Genomic DNA, 18,733 nt, shown 5'->3' on the forward strand with positions numbered 1-18,733 from the left:
GGGCACGTCGTGGGAGCACCCCCAGGAATTGCAGGAGTTATGCGCCCTGGCCCATAGAGACCGACCGGGCCGAGGGCCACGCCGACCAGCGGCGCGGAACCCGGCGCAGCAACACCGGTAATCTGAAACCATGTCCGCCGTACAGAGTCGCCTCGCCATTCGACTCTTCGCGACCTTCGTCTGGTTCACCGTTCTGGCCGGCCAGTTCTGGCGCAACCTCGGCGGCTGGTGGGGCTTCGGCGCCATCGCCGTGATCGTGGTCGTCGGCAGCATCATCGGCCTCAGCACCCAACGCACCAACGCCCGCAACCGCGCCGCAGTGAACGCCGCAGTGAACGCCGCAGCATCAGACGACACCCCCACCGACCGCGACATCGCCAGGGGCCACACCTACCAGGCGGCCCTGGCCCCGCCCCTGAACTGGCGCAAGTTTCCCAAGACCATCACCGCGTTCTTGCTATTGGCCACCCTGTCGATCGCGTGGTCGTACTACCCGGGGGCATCCGCTCTCGGAATCACCCTGCAACTCATCACCACCCTCGCCGCCCTGTTTCTGGCCGTCACCCTCACCTGGCCGGAGCTGCTGCGCACCTTGGCCGGCGCGCTGCGCTGGGTGCTCGCGCTGAGCCTCGTGTTCGAGCTGTTCGTGGCCGTTGTCGTGCAACACGAAGTGCTGCCGTTCTTCGTCGATTACGGCACCGACGACGTGCCGAACGCCTTCTACTGGAGCCGGGGCCTGCTGCTGGACGGCGGCCCGATCGAGGGCATCGTCGCCAATCGCAACCTGCTCGGATTCGTCGCGCTAACAGCCATCATCGTCTTCATCGTGCAGCTGCGAGCCCGCACCGTCAGGCGCAACTCCGGCCTGGTCTGGCTGGCGCTGGCCGTCGGTATGCTGCTGCTCACCCGCTCGGCCACGGTCACCGTGTCGCTCGTCGCGGTCGTCGCCGCCCTCATCTTCGCGCTCTGGGCCAGACGGGTGCACGATCAGCACCGGCGGCCGCTGTATGTCGTGGCGGCGGCATCCGTTCTGGCGGTGGGAGCAGCCCTCGCACTGTTCTCCTCGCAACTCTTCGGCTTGCTCGGTCGCAGCGACGACCTCACCGGCCGCTTCGATATCTGGGCCAGCGTCACCCAGCTCGCCCTGGAACGACCGGTGTTCGGCTGGGGCTGGGTGAGCTACTGGGTGCCGTGGGTGGAACCGTTCAACGACCTCGCCGTGCGCAAGGGCGTCACCTACCTGCAGGCGCACAACGCCTGGCTCGACGTGTGGCTGCAGCTCGGCATCGTCGGCGTGATTCTGTTCGCCGCGCTGGTCGGCTCGACCCTATGGCGGGCCTGGTTTCTCGCCGTCGACCGGCCCCGTCTCGGCGTGAAAGACACCGAACCGTTCGCCGTGTCGGCCCTGCTTCCGCTGCTGCTGCTCGCCGCGCTGATCGCGCAAAGCATCGCCGAAAGCCGCCTGCTGATCGAGAGTGGCTGGGTGATTCTCATCGTGCTGGCCGTGGTCACCAAGCGGCAGCAGCACGCGCCGAGGCCGATGCCCTGACGCCAGCGCGGTAAATTAGAGGATGCCCACCCTGCCCGACGCCCTGCGGCGCGTGCTGGCGTCGCCGAAATTCGCGGCCGCGCTCACGCTCGCCATTCTGGCCACCGCGTTTGGTACCCACCTGCTGCGCAGCGTGGTGGGCTGGCCCGGTCTCATCGGCATTCTCGGCGGCCTCATCGTGCTGGCCGTGCTCTCACTGCTCGCCCGCCGTCCGATCGTGGAGTGGCACGGTCTGTTGCCCATCTCGATCATCGTGTTCGTGGCGTGGTGCGCGCTCTCCGGCGTGTGGAGCGGCTACGTCTCCGAGACCATCATCGGCGTCGGCTACCAGATCACGGTCGGGTTCCTCGCGATCTACGTGGCCCTCGTGCGCGACACCTTTCAGGTTGTGCGCGCCACCGGCGACGTGCTGCGGGTGCTGCTCGCGCTCTCCATCGTGCTGGAGGTACTCGCGGGGCTGCTGCTCGACCTGCCCATCGCCTTTCTCGGTGTCAGCGGCAACATCGACCAGCTCGGCCCCATTCAGGGCGTCTTCGGCTCGCGCAACGTATTCGGTCTCATCACCCTCATCGCCGCCGTCACCTTCTACGTGGAGCTCCGCGCCCGGTCCATTCCGCGCGGCCTCGGCATCGGCTCCATGTGGCTGGCCGGCATCTGCCTGGTGCTCACCCGCTCCCCCGTCATCGTGGTCGTCGCCATCTGCGTCACCGTCGCTGCACTCGCTCTGTACCGCCTACGCCGCGCCCCCGTCGACGGCCGACGGATGCTGCAGCTCGGCCTCCTGAGCGCGGCTCTCGTCGCCGCCGGCGCGGCCTGGCTCGGACGCATCACCATCATCGACGCCCTCAACGCCGGCAGCGAGTTCGAGGTTCGGTACTCGCTCTGGAGCGAGATGTGGCGGCTGGTGGAGCTGCATCCGCTCGAGGGCTGGGGCTGGGCCGGATTCTGGCCCCAGGACGTCACGCCCTACGGTTGGATTGAATTCACCACCGGACGCCTGCACGCTACCGGGCTCAACGCCTACCTCGACGTGTACTTTCAGGTGGGACTGATCGGCTTTCTCGCCTTTCTCGCCCTGGTGCTTTTGGCCTTTGTGCGTTCCTGGCTGCTCGCCTCGAACAAGCGCTCGCTGGCGTATGTCTGGGCGCCGCTCATTCTGGTCACCCTGCTGGTGACCAGCGCGGCGGAAAGCACCATCCTGTTCGAGTTCGGCTGGCTGCTGCTGGTGATCTGCTCGGTCAAGGCCGCGCAGGGCCTGAGCTGGCGCAACGCACTGCCGCACAAGCCGCACCCCGACGCGCCGTAGGCGGGCACAACGAGCCCTCACACGAGAGCATGCCCGCACGGCGTCAGGACCGCAGCCCGACTCCCCACTGAAGTCGTCGGCAAGCAGTTTGAAACCGCCGACCACCTCGCTGAATACGCAGGCCTCGCACCAGTGACGAGACGATCCGGGTCGTTAATTCGCGGCGAGGAAACAAGTCATTTAAAATGACCCCTGATCCTGTCCGCCTTCGCAGCACTCCGAGCCCCGTGGCACGGACCTCCTAGGACCGCAAAATCGCTCACGACAAACGCCACAACCAAGCCCTCATCGCTTTCGCCCGACGCCGGTGTGACGTCCTATTCGCCATGCGCCGCGACGGCACCCTCTGCGCAACCGAACACCAAGTCGTCGCCAGATAAAAACATAGGGGTGCCCCTAATTGGGGGCAGGACGCTGCGTTTTGGTGCAATACAAATGGCAATAGAGTATTCAGATGACCAAAATTCGGCCCGAGCAAATGGGCCATAGGTCTCTGTTACGCCGGGGACGCAGCACAAAGCCGTTGCAGTACACGCTTCTGGCAATTGCGGCCGGGGCCGCCGGAGTCACCTGCTTTCTCGCACTGACGACATGACCGTGGCCCGTCCCGCAGTTTTCTGGGTAAGCGCCGTGACGATCTCTCTGTCCCTTATCTTCTCGGCACCACCGCCGGCGTTGGCGTTAAACGTGCGCGCCGAAGACGCCCCACCTGCTATCACCACGGAACCGCCGCAATCCCCCACCGAGGAACCGGCTATTGTTCCGGACCAGACGCCGGATCCGATACCAGACTTGATGCCAGACCCGGCGCCGGACGTCGTAGACACCCGCACCGACACACCGCACGACCCAACGGCGACACCAACGGACACCACGACGGTGCCCTCCGAGGTGGACCCCGCGCCGAGCTCGTGGATTTACGTTCCGCCGGCGTCAACCCGCCGGTCGACCTCCGTGGAGAAAAAAACGGCGTCCCCCACGCCCACCCCCACTCCCGAACCGACGGCGGTCGAAGAGGTAGCTCCCACCCCGGTGCCGAGCTCCACACCTACCCCCGAACCAACCCACGAGACCGTGATCACTGAGGTCGACTACACGACTGCGACCTCAGCCGGGGCGTCAACCCTCGCTGTAATCGCTCTCAGCGCCAGCCTCGTACTCGCTGCCCTGCTTGGCGGCTGGGCACTGCTCTACAAGCTGCGCCTCGCCAACCACCCCACGACTGCTCCGTTCAAGCGCCGCTAAACCATACTCGACCTCAACGTTCGAACGGACGGAGATTGCGCACTGCCAGAAAGATATGTGTTGCAGGCTGGAACACTCTTCTTTTTAAAGTTCCGACAGTATGTCGAACTTCGACGACAGTTACGCCTTTGCAGTTGATTTGTACGTGAACGACCCGTTCAGAACATCAGGCCAAAGGCACCGTTTATCAGACGCTGCGCGCGCCGCGTCGACGATCGGAGCGGTGTAGATCGGTTTCACCGCTCGTTTCATCGCATCTCAGTCCTTCTTTGAGTCCAGCTTGAACGTGTGGCGGATCAGATGAATGATGCAGGTCTGTACCGTCGTCAGCGGCCACACGCTCCCGAAACGTCGGGCGGACTTTTTAAGCCGTCAGAGACTAGGAAGAACGTATCGTTGACGCCTCAGTTTTTGATGTCCGTCAGCACAGACATCCAGAACTTAGCGTCCTCTCCGCCGTTGCCGGCCCACAGCTCAAGAATATCCTTGTCGCCGTCCAGAGTCATGCCGATCGCCGCGTAGATGGGCCGGTTAGCGACCTGCCCGTCTCGGATCTTCACCACGATCGCATCTATGAAGATCGCCGCGTAAACGCTGTCCAACGGGCGGAACTACCACGTCTGTATCTCCTCGATCACCTTGTCCGTGATGCGGGGAATGGTCCCTTCGATACCTGCCCACCATAAATCCGGTTGAAGTGCACGCAGAACTCGCCAGTTGTGAGGCCGCGGACGTCCAAGGACGGCATGACCTCATCGACGCCGGTCAGGCGGCGATGTCGTTTCGGCACCATCACCGGAATGAACGTGTCATCCCGGTCACGGGGCCCCTGAACAATCACGGACCCTGTCGTGGAACTGATCACGATTTGGGCCGGGTCCCGTTGCGCACGTTCGAGTCGCCGCGCTCGTCCGACGCACTGTTCTTTTCAAGGCCGAGGTGATCGGTCATTTCCTCGTTGAGCGCCTTCTCGAGAAACGTTTCGTGAACTCGCCCAGCAGCCTGGTCAAGGCCCTCGGCGCCGACACTGGCATCTCCAAGTCCAAAGTGTCCAAGATTTGTGCGGATCTGGACGGGGAAGTGGCCGCGTTCCGCGACCGCGACCTGGTCGAAACCGGGTACCCGTATGTGTTCCTCGACGCCACATATTGCAAAGCCCGCGTTAACCACCGCGTCACCTCCCAAGCGATGGTCGTCGCCATCGGCGTCGCCTCCGACGGTCGCCGCGAGGCCCTCGGTTTCGACGTCGGTGACAGTGAGAACGAGGTCTTCTGGACGGGCTTCCTGCGCTCGTTCCGTGCTCGCGGTTTGGACGGGGTGAAGCTCGTCATCTCCGACGCCTAAATCGGTTTGAGGGACGCGATCAGCACCGTTTTCCAAGGCATCAGCTGGCAACGCTGCCGGGTGCATTTCATGCGGAGCGTGATCTCGATCGTACCGCGCGCCAGTCAGGAAGTGGTCGCGTCGATGATCCGCACCATCTTCGCCCAACCCGACGCGAAGTATTTTCAAGCGCAGTTTGATGAGGTCGTCCGGGTGCTCACACCATCCCACCCCAAGGTCGCCCGGATGCTCCAAGACGCCCGGGAAGACATCCCCGCGTCCTGCGGGTTCCCACCCAAGCACTGGCGTCAGATCTGCTCCACCAACCCGATCGAACGAGTGAACAAAGAGATCAAACAACGCACCGAGGTCGTCGGCGTGTTCCCCAACCCGGCCACCTTGCTCCGCCTCGCCGGCGCCGTCTTCGTCGAACAGCACGACGAGCGGGAAGCCGGCTCTCGCCGATACCTATCGGAGGCCTCCATGCGCCAGCTCGATACCCTCAACGTGGCTCTCACCGACGCTGACGCGGGCACGCTAACCGGGGTGATTCACATTCCCGAACTCACTGCGGCATAATCAGAACCGCTGACCTGCACGGTGTCGAGAAACTCCACAGAGATACTGGATGTGACTCTGGTGCGGGGTGACTCAAAATTACACTGACTCCTTTCGAGGTTGTCTTTGAGTGGATCTGTCCGCCGCACCAGAGCTGCTAATGCCGCTTGATCGGGTCGACATGACTTGATAGGAGCTTGGCCAACAGTCTCACCTCTGTGCTGTCTGCCCTCCCGACCCAACGGTTATTTCCCTTCAACGAAGAAACGGGAGTACCGAAGTCATGACACTTGCAATCAGTGAACCGCCACAATTCAGCATCGCGGTCGAGTCACCACGAACCATTCTCGCCGGGGTTGATACCCACAAGGACACGCACCACGTCGCTATCGTCGATGACCACGGACAACCGATCGTCGACCGGGAGTTCCTCGCAGTCGGCAGCGGCTACCGCAAAATCATCGAGTTCGTCCACGCCTGCGGCATCGTCGACGTTGTTGGCGTCGAAGGCACCGGTTCCTACGGTGCGGAACTTGCCCGCGTTTTGGCGAATGCCGGAATGCGTGTGCTTGAAGTCACTCGCGCCAACCGTGCCGAGCGTCGACTGCGCGGCAAATCCGATCCCCTCGACGCCCACCAAGCGGCGTTGGTTCTCGCCGGGCGCGGGCTATCAACCCCGAAACAACGCGATGGCGACGTCGAGTCGATGCGGGTCTTACTCGCGGTACGCTCCTCTGCCACCAAGGCGCGCACTGCCAGTATCAATCAGATCCATGCACTGTTGGTGAGCGCGCCCGAGGCCATCCGGCAAGATTTTCGCCGATACGACGGTAACAAACTCACGATTGCTCTCGCGCGCACACGACCCACACCGGGCGCCACCCCGGCGCTGATCGTGCGGGCATCAGTGAGTATTTGAGGGTTTGGGGGCCGACCAATATTGCCTTCGGGGGCCGCTGGTATTGCCAGGGGATGCCGGGCTGCCGCGCTGTCGGGGGCCAGTGACCCTCGACCAGCGCGACAGGTTTAGACCGTGACCAAGCCGGCGGTGTGTTCTCGCATGTTGTGGCCGCCCGTCTCGACCCAGATGGTGTTGTGCACGATGCGGTCCATGATCGCGTCGGCGTGAACCCCAGAGCCAAGGCGTTGGTGCCAATCCCGTTGTGCGTACTGGGTGCAAAACACCGTTGAAGCCTGGTCGTAGCGCCGCTCGAGGAGTACCAAGAGCATGCTTCGGGTGCTTTCATCGGGTTCGTCGAGGAGCCATTCATCGATCACCAGGAGCGTGAACGCGGCGTACTTGTTCAGGAACTTCGTCGTCCCGGCGGGTTTGTCGCGGGCCAGCTGCCAGGCTTCTTCGAGCTCCGGCATTCGAATGTAGTGCGCTCGGACCCGGTGCAGGCAGGCGGCCTTCGCTAACGCGCAACCCAGATACGACTTCCCCGACCCGGTGAAGCCCTGGAACACGACGGTCTGCTGCCGATCGATGAACGAGCACGTGCCCAGTCCAGCGATCACAGACCGGTCAAGGCCGCGTTCCTCGACGAGGTCCAAGCGCCGCAGGTCAGCGTTGGGATACCGGAGGTTCGCCCGGCGGATCAGCCCCTCGACCTTGGTTTGGGTGAAGGAGGCATGGGCGTCATCAACGGCAAGTTTGATTTTCTCCTCGAACGCCAAACCGAGGGTCAGGGTGTCGTCTTGGGCATCGAACGCCTCTAACAGGGTGGCCACGCCCATCTCACGGAGCTTGCGTTTGGTCTCAATATCGATCCGGCTCATCGCGCGCCTCCCGCGTAGTAATCGGCGCCGCGGACATACCCGCCCGATTCAGGTTCGGTCGGTTCGAAGCGCGGAATCCTGCGGGCGCTTGCCTTGTCTTGCCCGGTCTCCAGGATCGGCCGCAAGTGCGCATACCGGGGCGACCGGACACGCCCTTCAAGCGCGATCTGACATGCCCTTTCCACTCTCTCACTGGAGTAACGACGGCTCAGCCGCAGCGCTGCCAGAGCGGCATTAAAGCCTTGCTCCTCCACGGGCACCGCCTCGAAAATCCTGTTCACGACGGTCACCATGTTCGGGCCGACACGCGTGGCCCAAGCCCGGATCCTGACGGCGTCCCACTCCCTATATTTCTCTCCCTGAGGCTGATCAGCATCGTTGGTCCGGTATTCATCGATGACATGCTCCGGGAGCAACAGGTGGCTGGTGAGGCGCTCATGATTGCGGTAAACCTCCAGCACTTGGGTGGTGATGCGAAGATCCACGCCCTGCCCGATATGCGCGTAGGGGGCGGAGTAGAAGTTCTTCTCCCAGACCACATGGCCGTTCTTTTGGACTCGGCGCCCCATGACCCATTTGCTGATCTCGTAGGGAGCCGACGGCAGCGGCCGCAGCAGTGCCTTCTCCTCCGTTTGGAACGCGCTCAGGCGTGAGCCAGCGCGTTTCTGGAACGGTTTCTGGTTATAGGCGTCCATGCGCTCCCGGATCGCGACCCGCAGTTCGGGAAGGGTTCCGAAACGTCGATTGCGCAGGCCAGCGATCACCCAGGTAGCCACGTGGGAGACCGTGTTTTCGACGCTGGCTTTGTCTTTCGGGCGACGAATTCTGCCGGGGAGCACCGCCGCTGAATAATGCGCAGCGAGCTCCCGGTAAGCGTCGTTCAACACAATCTCGCCCTCGCGCGGGTGCTTGATCACCCCGGTCTTCAGGTTGTCGGGCACGATCCGGGGAACCGATCCGCCGAACCACTCAAACATCCCCACATTGGCCAGCAGCCAGGTGTCTTGCCGCATATCCAACGCCGGCTCGACGAACGCATACCTCGAAAACGGCAGACACGCCACGAACAAATACACCCGAGACGTCTCCCCCGTCACCGGGTCGATGAGCTGCATCGTTGGCCCCGACCAGTCGACTTCGATGGTCTGCCCAGCCTTATGACCGACCCGGGACGCCGCTCCCGTGATCAACGTATGCGCTGCATATGCCTTGCAAAATCGGTCGTAACCCATCGACGGCTGCTTCTTCACAGCGCACCCGTCGACGTACTCGCCATGCAGCAGCTTCAGCGTCACCCCGACCTTGGCGAGCTCTTTATGCACCCCGCCCCAGTCGGCCTGCACGAAGACACTTTCATGCTCGCCGCGACCCGGGAACAACAACACGTACACCTCAGCATCGCTGCGGCCAACGTGGCCCTCACGGCCGACGCCAGCCTTGTCAGCGGCGTCAAACACCGCCAGCACACTCTTGCGCGACATGCCCTCCGCGAGTGCGATCGCGCGCCCGGTCATGCCCTCGGCGCGGAGTTCGAGCACCCGTTTCGCTTTTATCCTTCGTACCATTGCTAACTACTCCTTCCGCTGCGTGCCAATACACGCAGCGGATGGAGCTAAGCAGATGGCCCCTAACGGAAATATTCGACGGCCCCAGAACACGCTACTCACCGCTTGGATTAGTGGCCCCGAAAGTCAATAACACCGGCCCCCAGGAGAGCGAATATTCATCAGCGAAACGCCTCGCTCTACGCCATCAGGTGCTGACGGCGGATATCGCCCTAATCGACAGCCAACTTGGCCAACTCGCCAGCCGTCAGAATCCGGCTCTCATGGTCGCAAGCGGTGTCGGCCCGTATGTTGCCGCGCACCTGCTCGCCACTGCCGGCGACAACCCAGACCCCATCTCCACCAAGACCCAGTTTGCCGCTCTCTGCGGCGTCGCACCCATTCCTGCATCTTCGGGAAAACATCAGCGTTTTCAACTCTCGCGCGGTGGCGACCGGCAAGCTAACGCCGCCCTGCAGCGAATTTTGCTCCTACGCAAACGCCACAAGGAACCTCGGACTATGGCCTACATCGCCCGACGCACCGCTGAAGGCCTTTCCGACCGCGACATCGTCTGCTGCCTCAAACGCCACGTCGCCAACGAAATATTCGCGTTACTCACCCAAAAGCACACTGACCCTCTGCCCAGCGGACCGCGGCTGCGGCAACGCCGACAAACCCTCGGCATCGTCCTCACCGACGCAGCCAAGCAGCTCAACGTCCCCTACCAGCGCTCACGCCGACTCGAGATAGGGCAACGCGCTGACACCGACCTGGAAACCACTTTCAGCGCCTGCCTCGACGACAAATCCCGACAATCGAATCTCACCCCAAAGGCCCCTTGACATCAATAGGAGCATCCACTGGGCGGGACGTGACCCAAGACCAAATAGAAGCCGCATAAAAGCGCGAGCCCGGAACATTGCCCTACCGCCTATGTTCAGACCCTTGGTCGCCAATGAAAAATCACCACTAGACCAAGCTGCTGCGCGCTCGTTGAGTTCATGTGCAGATTCTCGTGCAGGCATCATGTCCCCACCGACCACGACGGTTTGCAGGGTGCACGCGTGTGCCATCGCATCCACCAAGGCCGACTTGACAGCAAGCGCCCGAGCGCTGATCCACACTATGGCGGGCGTGAATATGACAATTCCCCAATAGACATACTGACGTAAACCTGACGACGTCGATTCACGCGGATTCTTCGAAACGAATGACTGCGTCGTTGGCCCAGCAGAGAATTCGACCAAGAAAACCTTAAAAAGAGGAAGTCGCAGTCGGCCCTAGTCCGAATAAATCCACTTCTCAGTAGCCGCCGGCACTTTCAAAAATGATCAGCGCAGCAAATGCAAAAAAATTCAAACAGGCAAACACAGCATTAAGTAATGGCTCATCAAGTAAACTGTGATGCCAAGCCCCCATGCAAACTTCTTGGTTTGTCCTCGCCGAAAAAAACATCCGGACACCACATACACTTTTTCAGTGGGGCATCGGCCGATTACGACAGATCGAATCTCATATTTCGACCCGACGTATGTATAGTTTGAGCTCAGAAACTTCCATTATGGAGTGGTCGCTGTCCGTCTAGCGCCGACTCGTCCCGTTACAGTAAGATCGCATTTTTATCCAGCCACCCGAGGAGAAAATCTTCGCGTGGGCCTTGGGAGCTCCTTTTCCCGCAAGTGGCATGCATCACCCGCGCGCATGACTGGTCAACTCAAATTTAGATGCTGGAGCTTCACTACCGTCTTACTCGTCAGGCAATGCATATATTACTGAGTCCATATCGGTCAGATAAAGATCTCGACTCCCTTCGACGATATTCACAATGACTGCAGGGAATACAAAAATCGCGATAACACATCTGTCTAAAAGACCGCGAATAACGCCTCAAATGAGGCTAAAGAAAAGTTGAACACATGAATCATCGAATGCTTATTCTCAGTAGCATATCAAACAGTTTGTACACCGTCGCGGTACAAGGTTTAGCATTGGCAACGCTTCTGCCGGCGGAATTTGGTATATTTTCACTGGTATACCTATTTTTCGGATTATCCCTATCATTTTCGCATTCAACGCTTATCGACGTTTGGGTGAGGTCGCCTAAAGTTGCTTGGGCAGAGTACGGCAGCGTGCTTTTCTGGCTCAGTACGGCCATATCTTGGCTAGGGTTTGCAGTTGCACTAACGGTTTCCAGCTCAGTCATCGAGGCAGCATTCATCGGTTTGGGTTTAGGCGCCGGTGTATACCGCAACGGAGCACGTTTCTACTCGGCGCGGAGCCTGAAATGGGGACGAGTCATTGCACCCGATATTTTTGGTCTCGTCATATTACTTTTTTCATTTTATATCCTAAGCATGAGTCAAAATAACTTTACGAGCGTCCTTGTCGCATGGTCGCTTTCCCTTGCCATTTCTGCTGCATCATCAAAGCGTGCGATTATTACAAATCCGAAAGGAATGCAAGCCTGGCTGTCGCGGCATAAGAAATTAATCAAACCTCTATGGCTCGACTCTTCCCTTCTTGATATTAGCGTCATCCTCACACCTATTATGATGTCTGCTTTTATGAGTGCAGCAAGTTTCGGTTTATACAGATCTATCTCGAGTGCCGCCCTGCCCGTTCGGCTCCTATTGTCACCGCTAAGGCCGAACATAAGTTCACTGTCCCCGGATTTTCTCCTGCGCGGGAAACATTTGACGGCTGTGGTGGGTACCGGGGCACTCGTGGCTTTGGGGATATCCCTGGTCCTTGTCGGGATATCTGTATTGGGCGTTTTACCTGAATCGATTCTCCCTAAAGTAGCTGATTACGCCATACCAGCTGGGATTTTTGCATTCGGAACCCTCATTTCAAATGTATACTATATTTCGGCACGATCGCACGCTAACCTAAGATCCGTTAATCTTGGAAGGGTGGTTGAAACAATTCTCATGGTGGCAGGCCCCGTGATTGGGTTAATCTTCAATGGCATTAGTGGAGCAATCTGGGCATTCGCAATTTGTGCCGCGTTGACGGGCGCTTCTTGGCTCTACATTCTCCTTCGAGAGAACCATCATCCGAAATATTAGGCATCGAATTCGCGAGGGTGTGGTTGTATCTCAATGTCGCTATTTAGCCGCGTTGCACCTGCTACGAGGAGAATCCGTTTCAGGTTTTGGGAAATCTCGCACAATGGGAGCAGACACGGCCTCCGAATCAAGTCAGTAGCGCCCGCCCGCACTTATACGAAGTTGATTCCCCGATCCGTGCGGGCGCGCTTGATCCGGTTAGCCATATGCGAGGGGCAAGCGTGTTACCTATCCGTACGGATGGAAGCGAGTCCACCTCGATGCTGGCTCATATACCAGCCGTGAGCGCGGCTTACGTCCTTTGATTGGCGGGCGGACAGCGGGAGTCTGGATGTTTCTCTGACAACGTTCGCGCGGGCATAGCGATCGCGCCAGCGTCATTCGCAACGGGAAGTGAACGGTCCCAGGTTTCATGCCGCCGTTTTGTTGGCGGCTTCAATAATTGGGCCGTTTATTCCAGCGTAATAGTTGACCTCAAATTCAGTCGGCAGCACGTTCCCCCGCGTCGCTATGAAGCCGCCGATTGTTGTACCAGATCGGCTTAGTCGAATCTGAGTTTCTCGATGGCGGCAAGGGTCTTCAACGGCCCGGTGATGAAGGGTGAGTTCCCCGCGACGGCCTCGTTCTTTCAGAGGTCGTTACGGTCTCAGCGGCCGCACTGTCATACTCGTCATCCACCGTTCCAATTGATGCGACCAGTCCCTCGAGTGCAACAGTCTCGGTGAACTTGATCGACGTCTATTTGGTGAGTTCAACTGGTCGAAGCAACACCGGCCCGGGCGGTCAATAATAAATGCTCTGCCCACACCTCGGTGGGGGTTTTTTAGCCAAAATTTTCGCGCGGTCGGTCGTTGACTTTCACAGCAACGGCGTCGAGTTCATCAGCATCCCATCGCGTAAAATTTGTTCCTTTGGGGAAGTACTGGCGTAGTAGTCCGTTTGTGTTTTCGTTCAAGGGTCGTTGCCACGAGGTCTGGGCGTCGGCAATCCCGGCCGCCTGCGCCAATTCCACGTGCTGGGACAGCTCCTTGCCTCGATTCCAGGTCAATGATTTGCCCATCGCCGCCGGCAGAGCACCCACCTTGAGCACAAGAGTGTCAGCGCTCTTCGAAAAGTAGGCCAGTTTCGCTGACAGTTTCAAGAGGATAATGCAAGTGTTGCGGCGTTGTAGACCTCTTGAGGAGTCTGCCACTTTAAAGCTCTACGGGGGCGATTGTTGAGTTCGGTCACGATCTCCGTAAGTCGCGCGGTGTCGGTCAGGTTGAGATCGGTGCTTTTGGGTAGGTATTGACGAAGAAGTCCGTCGGTGTTTTCGTTGGTGCCGCGTTACCAGGTCGAGTACGCGTCGCAGAAGAAGACGGGAATCCCGGTCGCTGTGGTGAAGTCAGCGTGGCGGGCCAATTCGTTGCCACGGTCCCAGGTCAATGTTCGGCGCATGGTTGCGGGCAACATGTTGAACTTTTCGATGAGTGCGGCGATCACTTTCTCGCTCTTCGCGCCGAGCGGAAGGGATAGGGCGATCAGGAGGCGGCTGTGCCGTTCAACTAGGGTCACTTAGTGTGACTTGCCGTAGCGTCCAACGATCATGTCTCCGTCCTTACGATGTTGTGAGTGTCGGAGGCGGAGTAATGTTCCGGCAACCCTCGGGCGATGGGTATGGCTGAGGTCTCCTTGCCGCGTCGGAATTTGATGCTCCTATTGTTGTCAAGCACTGACTTTCGGTTGTTCACTGAGCCATGCGCGGTAGCGCTCAGACAGGACTCGATCTTGGGTGGCGCCGCGTTCAATTCGCGAGATGGCTTTGGGCCAGGCGCTCAGCTCGAGTGCTACTGCGGTCTGGGTGAGGTGCAATGCGAGGCGCCGTGGACGCAGGTCGTTGGTTAGCAGGCCAGGCCGTGGGTTTTGCAGCACGCGGTATATTTCGCGGGCGACGTAACGCTTGAGGCAGCGCATGATCTCCTTCTTGCCTTTGCCCTCGCTGGTGCGTTTGACGACGTAATCCTGGGTGCGTTGGTCCTTCGCCATGCGCACTAGAACGATGCGGTGAATCGCGGAGTTCGCGGCGCGGTCGCCACCGCGGGAAAGCCGGTGCCGTGTCGTCTTGCCCGATGACGCAGGGAGCGGAGCACCTCCCGCGAAATCGTTGAGGCCGGCCGCCGCAATTCGGCCGCGATCGCCGTCAGCGACCGACTCGCGGCGAGACCGCGAGAGATGCTCTCGCGGTCATCGAGCGATAACCGAAACGCCGGCTGCGGCTTTGTCGCACGTGGTCGAACGCCGCCCGATTGCTTGAGCCACAGACAGGCAGTCGACCTCGAAATCCCGGCTAGCGCCGCGGATTTCCGAAGAGATGTCCCTGACGCGCGCGCCGTGAAGAATGCCATCCACGGCTCCGGTGGCTTTGGTTTCCGTCCCATTTCATTCCTCCTACGAAGTACTTTAGGAGGTCACCACGGCCGCGCCGTTGCATTGACCGCTTGAAACTGTCGGCGATACTGGCCCTATTTTCAATCGGCGTTAACACGCCATACCCAGTTCCGCAGCATTTCAACGCCGACATTGAGCTGGGGTGACAGGTCGCGACACGCGGCCCACATCGATGGGTAGTCCTTTACACGATCAAACGTCAGACGAACCGCTCGCTCACGAACCTCAGCACGGTGTTACTTAGGCATAACCGAATCCTCTCACCAGAAAAAAAGCGGCAAGAAATCGGGCACGGTTCAAAGACGCGCGTCTGCGACTTTTGTCGACGCGGGAGGGACAATCTTTGATGCCACATTCAAGCAGCCAATTTGGTCAGGCGATGCGTTGTGGGTAGACGCCACGAGAGCGGTCGTGTGGGTCGATCGAGCAGCGTCAGCCCCCAATCGGTCGCGACGTTCGATCTGATTCTTCCAAGCTGCAGTTGGTTTCTCGACAAGAAACCAACTGGCGATGGCGGCTGAAACGGTGAAGAGGATCGAAAGCGCGCCATCCGCAAGCGACATTTCCATGCCTCCCATCCAGATCACGATCGCGTAATTCCATATGTACGCGGCGTAGGAGATAGTTCCTAGCAAAAGCAGAGGGCGCAACCACTGAGTTGGCAGGCTAACCCAGTTCCTCACGTGGAAGATAACGATAACTGTAAGCGCGCTCACAAGGGGGCCGAGTACGAGATACGTCAACGGTGAGTTTTTGTCTTCTGGGACAAAAAGCAGGACGGCAATCGCGCCAAAGGCGACCGCTGCGAGGGCACCTGTTGGAATGGGCGACCGTGCCAACGCGCTCGATATCCGAGGTTCGCCGAGGCGCGCTGAAGCGCCGATCAGCATCGCAAGAGCCCAAGAACTCGGGAGACCCTGCACGCGCGAAACGTCCGGAGCGGCAAGAATCATCGACGCGATAAGAACGCCGATTATGGCAGCCGCCGAAACGATTAGTACAAGCCGCACACGCTTGGTGCGAAGCCCCACGGCGAGGATGACCGGCCAGATAATATAGAACTGTTCCTCTGTTGCAAGCGTCCACAAATGATCGATTGCCGCAGTCCCATGGTCGATCGGGATGTTGGCGGTGTACGTAACCCCGATTATCACCGAACGGAGCAATCCTGGGCGGTCACCTACGGGGTCAAATACCAAGGTTATAAAGGTGAGGCCCAGCAGGAAAAAGAGCAGAGCTGGTAAGAGTCGGAGTGCTCGGTTCCGGTAAAACCTTTTGTATCGGATTTTCGAGAACCGCTTAATGTCATAGACAAGTACCCCGGTGATCAGATATCCGCTAAGCGCGAAGAACATGACGACCCCGATGGTGCCGCTACTGCCCATCACATCCGGCCATGCGTGTCGAATCATTACTAATGCTATTGCGAACCCTCGCAATAGGTCTAGCCCAGCAATTCGTGTCATTGCGCGCCCCCGCATTCAAAGTTGCATCCGCCGATACTTGATCAGTATACTGCCCGGCGCAACCGCGACTAACTCCCTGTTGTTTCGTATCCGCATAACCGTCTATTTCGCACAGTTGCAATGTTTGCGCAGGTCGCCGATCTTGGGAAACCGGCGTACGGCACTCCGGCCCTCGACCAGCGGCGAGAACAAAAACAAGGGCAAGGGCAAGGGCAAGGGGAAGGGAAAGGGAAACAGACTTCCATATCTGGAGCTTTCCGCGAAAGCGGGTTCGTCGCCGCGCGGTCCTGCTCGATCAGATCGATCGGACGGGGCCCGTCGCGACCGAGAATAACGCGCATTCGCCAGCGGCAACCAGTCGGTTATCTGCTAGCTGAAGTCCGGGGATGCGAAGTGCCGCCTCGGCATGAACGACGACCGAAAGAACCGGTTGCGGCACTCGACCAAGCCCTTGGTTTCCGGGTCGCGGGCTTTGAGTCGCTTTATCTCCACGCCGACGATCCAGGGGTCCTGACATGAGCGACTGGGGTTGGTACATTACTCGTAACTCAAAACCATTCTTTGCTGGCAAATTGCTGGATCAGGTCGGTGCCCAGATAACGGCTTTTGGTTTCGATGAGACTGGCGTGCGGCTCACTGACAGCCGCGGTTTCACGCTCGGTCTGCATCGCGTCCAGCGTGATAATCAGGATGCTCGGCTGGGTAAGGTCGACGTCGCCGGGCTGCTTGAGGATTGGCCGACAAGTCGTGGGCTTGACGGTCGGCACCCTGGAGACCGCTGTTAGTGCGGATCTCACGGGCGAGAGCCACAGCCTTGTTAAAGGCGGCCATCCGGATGATGTGGATGACGCGTTTCATTTCTTGGTCCATTGGCTGCTGTCGGGGTCGCGGCTCGGACCCAGCGAAATCCTGACGGGCAGCTGCCGGTAAGCGTCTTCGGCCACGGCACCCATGGTTTGGGCCGCCAGTAAAATTGCGTGGATGTCGTTGTGCATCTGGTTCGTGATCGTGACGCCGTCGGCAAAAGGCACCAAAGTGTTGATCGCCAATAGTGAGCATTTGAGGCTTTGAGCACGATCTTTTCGTGCGGTTGAGCACCACCGATCGTGCGGTTGAGCGCCAGTGGTGGTGTGGTTGGTAACCGCTGACGCACTCCGTCTTCGATTATGCGCTGGCCAGTGTGGTGTGCTCCCTCATGTTGTAGGTGCCGGTCTCGACCCAGATGGTGTTGTGGATGATGCGGTCCATGAGCGCGTCGGCGTGGACTCCGGAGCCGAAGCGCTGGTGCCAGTCCTTCTGCGAGTACTGGGTGCAGAACACTGTCGACGTTTCGCCGTAGCGTCGTTCCATCAACTCCAGCAACATACCGAGCATTGATTCCATCGGCCGGCCTAGCAACCACTCGTCGATGACGAGCAACGTGAACGCGGCGTATTTGCGGAGGAACGTCCCGGACCCGCCGTGGCTGTCTTGCGCGGCGACCCAGGCTTCCTTAAGGTCGGGCATACGGACGCAGTGGGAGTGGATGCGATGCTCGCAGGCGCGTTTAGCAATCGCGCACCCCAGATACGAGTTCCCCGACCCGGTGAATCCTTGGAACACGACGTTTTGCTGCCGGGCCACGAAGGAACGGGTGCCGAGTTGGGTCAGTAACTGCCGGTTGAGGCTACGCTCGTCGAGTAGGTCGATGCGGCGCAGGTCAGCGTTCGGGTAACGCCGCCCCGCCCGACGGATCAGACCCTCGACTTTGGAGTGCGTGAAGGTGAAATAGGCGTCGTCGACGACCAGCCGCACGCGCTCTTCGAACGGCATGCCGATGCTGAGGGGTCTCGTCCTGACTGCCGATCGTTTCCAGGAGCTCGCCGGCGTTCATTTCGCGGAGCTTGCGTTGGGTCTCCCCGCCCAGCCGACTCATCGGGTGCCACCGGCGTAGTACGCGCTGCCGCGGACGTATCCGCCGCCGTAGGCCTCGGACGCATCGGGGGACGCGCCCCGTTTTGTCTTGCCCTGTGTCGAGGATCGGCCGCAGGTGCGCATCCGAGGCGAGCGGATCGGCCCCCGCAGCGCCAGCTCGCAGGCCGCTATAACCCGGGTCGGGGAGAACCGGCGTGACAGGCGCTGCACGGCTAACGCCGGGTCGTAGCCAGCTTCTGCGATGGAGGCAGCTTCGCAGATCTTGCCGATCACCGTCACCGTGGCCGGCCACATCCGGGCGGCCCAGTCGTCGATCCGGGCCCGGTCCCATGCCTGCCAACTGCGCCCCTCCGGCAGGTCGGCGTCGTTGGTCTGATACTGATTCGTCGTGCTTTTCGGGAGCAGCAGGTGACAGGTCAGGCGCTCATCAGCCCAATAGACCTCCACCATCGTGTCCGTCACGCGAAGGTCAACGAGGACGCCGATGCGACCGAAGGGGACGGAGTGGAAGTTCTCCGCCCAGACCACGTGCGCGTTCTTGCCCACCTTGC

General features: G+C 60.0%; 16 protein-coding genes and 4 pseudogenes. 8 read left to right on the top strand and 12 right to left on the bottom strand.

From position 1 onward, the window contains the following. The first annotated feature begins 130 nt into the window (after positions 1-130). The 4 genes and pseudogenes from CXY74_RS07090 (at position 131) to CXY74_RS07105 (ending at position 4,100) form a co-directional block, all read left to right on the top strand. Positions 131-1,549 carry an O-antigen ligase gene (locus CXY74_RS07090; RefSeq protein WP_104199794.1) on the top strand — a complete coding sequence of 473 codons (1,419 nt, stop codon included), beginning with the start codon at positions 131-133 and terminating at the stop codon, positions 1,547-1,549. Between the two features lie 22 nt (positions 1,550-1,571). Continuing rightward, positions 1,572-2,855, top strand: a complete 1,284-nt coding sequence (locus CXY74_RS07095; RefSeq protein WP_104199795.1) for an O-antigen ligase — start codon at positions 1,572-1,574, stop codon at positions 2,853-2,855. A gap of 39 nt (positions 2,856-2,894) precedes the next feature. Next, a pseudogene (locus CXY74_RS07100) lies at positions 2,895-3,235 on the top strand (transposase); the annotation flags it as partial. Between the two features lie 250 nt (positions 3,236-3,485). Further along, on the top strand, positions 3,486-4,100 hold the full coding sequence (locus CXY74_RS07105; protein WP_146070084.1) for a hypothetical protein: 615 nt from the start codon (positions 3,486-3,488) through the stop codon (positions 4,098-4,100). 183 nt (positions 4,101-4,283) lie between these two features. Here the strand turns inward: CXY74_RS07105 and CXY74_RS17925 are convergent. Beyond that, positions 4,284-5,075, bottom strand: a pseudogene (locus tag CXY74_RS17925) (IS256 family transposase); the annotation flags it as partial. Between CXY74_RS17925 and CXY74_RS17930 the strand changes: the two are divergent. Beyond that, positions 5,055-6,002, top strand: a pseudogene (locus CXY74_RS17930) (IS256 family transposase); the annotation flags it as partial. The pseudogenes CXY74_RS17925 and CXY74_RS17930 sit on opposite strands and share 21 nt — an antisense overlap. 262 nt (positions 6,003-6,264) lie before the next feature. Next, complete coding sequence (locus CXY74_RS07125) at positions 6,265-6,900, top strand: transposase (protein ID WP_104199800.1); 636 nt, start codon at positions 6,265-6,267, stop codon at positions 6,898-6,900. A gap of 107 nt (positions 6,901-7,007) precedes the next feature. Here CXY74_RS07125 and CXY74_RS07130 read toward each other — a convergent pair whose 3' ends face one another. Then, positions 7,008-7,760 carry an ATP-binding protein gene (locus CXY74_RS07130; RefSeq protein ID WP_104199801.1) on the bottom strand — a complete coding sequence of 251 codons (753 nt, stop codon included), beginning with the start codon at positions 7,758-7,760 and terminating at the stop codon, positions 7,008-7,010. After that, positions 7,757-9,325: an IS21 family transposase gene (gene istA, locus CXY74_RS07135; protein WP_104199802.1), complete on the bottom strand. Its 1,569-nt coding sequence runs from the start codon at positions 9,323-9,325 to the stop codon at positions 7,757-7,759. Before istA ends, CXY74_RS07130 begins: the two co-directional genes overlap by 4 nt. A 113-nt stretch (positions 9,326-9,438) precedes the next feature. Here istA and CXY74_RS07140 point away from each other — a divergent pair, with 113 nt between their 5' ends. Continuing rightward, a complete protein-coding gene (locus CXY74_RS07140; protein WP_158252324.1) occupies positions 9,439-10,149 on the top strand; it encodes a transposase in 711 nt (236 codons plus the stop codon). A 1,086-nt stretch (positions 10,150-11,235) separates the two neighbouring features. Then, a complete protein-coding gene (locus CXY74_RS17290; RefSeq protein WP_146070085.1) occupies positions 11,236-12,375 on the top strand; it encodes a hypothetical protein in 1,140 nt (379 codons plus the stop codon). Between the two features lie 823 nt (positions 12,376-13,198). Here the strand turns inward: CXY74_RS17290 and CXY74_RS07145 are convergent. The 9 genes and pseudogenes from CXY74_RS07145 to CXY74_RS07185 all read right to left on the bottom strand — a co-directional run bounded on the left by CXY74_RS07145 (position 13,199) and on the right by CXY74_RS07185 (position 18,728). Next, positions 13,199-13,567, bottom strand: coding sequence for an IS30 family transposase (locus CXY74_RS07145; protein WP_146070086.1), 369 nt, complete (start codon positions 13,565-13,567; stop codon positions 13,199-13,201). A gap of 134 nt (positions 13,568-13,701) precedes the next feature. Then, positions 13,702-13,929: a hypothetical protein gene (locus CXY74_RS07150; protein WP_104199805.1), complete on the bottom strand. Its 228-nt coding sequence runs from the start codon at positions 13,927-13,929 to the stop codon at positions 13,702-13,704. A 150-nt stretch (positions 13,930-14,079) separates the two neighbouring features. Beyond that, on the bottom strand, positions 14,080-14,538 hold the full coding sequence (locus CXY74_RS17935; RefSeq protein WP_370446135.1) for a transposase: 459 nt from the start codon (positions 14,536-14,538) through the stop codon (positions 14,080-14,082). A gap of 14 nt (positions 14,539-14,552) precedes the next feature. After that, positions 14,553-14,792, bottom strand: a pseudogene (locus CXY74_RS18380) (hypothetical protein); the annotation flags it as partial. A gap of 306 nt (positions 14,793-15,098) precedes the next feature. Further along, positions 15,099-16,283, bottom strand: coding sequence for an acyltransferase (locus CXY74_RS07165; RefSeq protein ID WP_104199807.1), 1,185 nt, complete (start codon positions 16,281-16,283; stop codon positions 15,099-15,101). Between the two features lie 533 nt (positions 16,284-16,816). Continuing rightward, on the bottom strand, positions 16,817-17,035 hold the full coding sequence (locus tag CXY74_RS07170; RefSeq protein ID WP_104199808.1) for a hypothetical protein: 219 nt from the start codon (positions 17,033-17,035) through the stop codon (positions 16,817-16,819). Between the two features lie 87 nt (positions 17,036-17,122). Next, a complete protein-coding gene (locus tag CXY74_RS07175; RefSeq protein ID WP_104199809.1) occupies positions 17,123-17,317 on the bottom strand; it encodes a hypothetical protein in 195 nt (64 codons plus the stop codon). Positions 17,318-17,432: 115 nt separating this feature from the next. Then, positions 17,433-18,080, bottom strand: a complete 648-nt coding sequence (locus tag CXY74_RS07180) for an ATP-binding protein (RefSeq protein ID WP_233193265.1) — start codon at positions 18,078-18,080, stop codon at positions 17,433-17,435. 99 nt (positions 18,081-18,179) lie between these two features. Next, complete coding sequence (locus CXY74_RS07185) at positions 18,180-18,728, bottom strand: hypothetical protein (protein ID WP_104199810.1); 549 nt, start codon at positions 18,726-18,728, stop codon at positions 18,180-18,182. Between the last annotated feature and the right edge of the window lie 5 nt (positions 18,729-18,733).

The sequence above is a fragment of the Cryobacterium sp. Y29 genome (assembly GCF_002929825.1).
In the GTDB taxonomy this organism is placed as follows: Bacteria; Actinomycetota; Actinomycetes; order Actinomycetales; family Microbacteriaceae; genus Cryobacterium.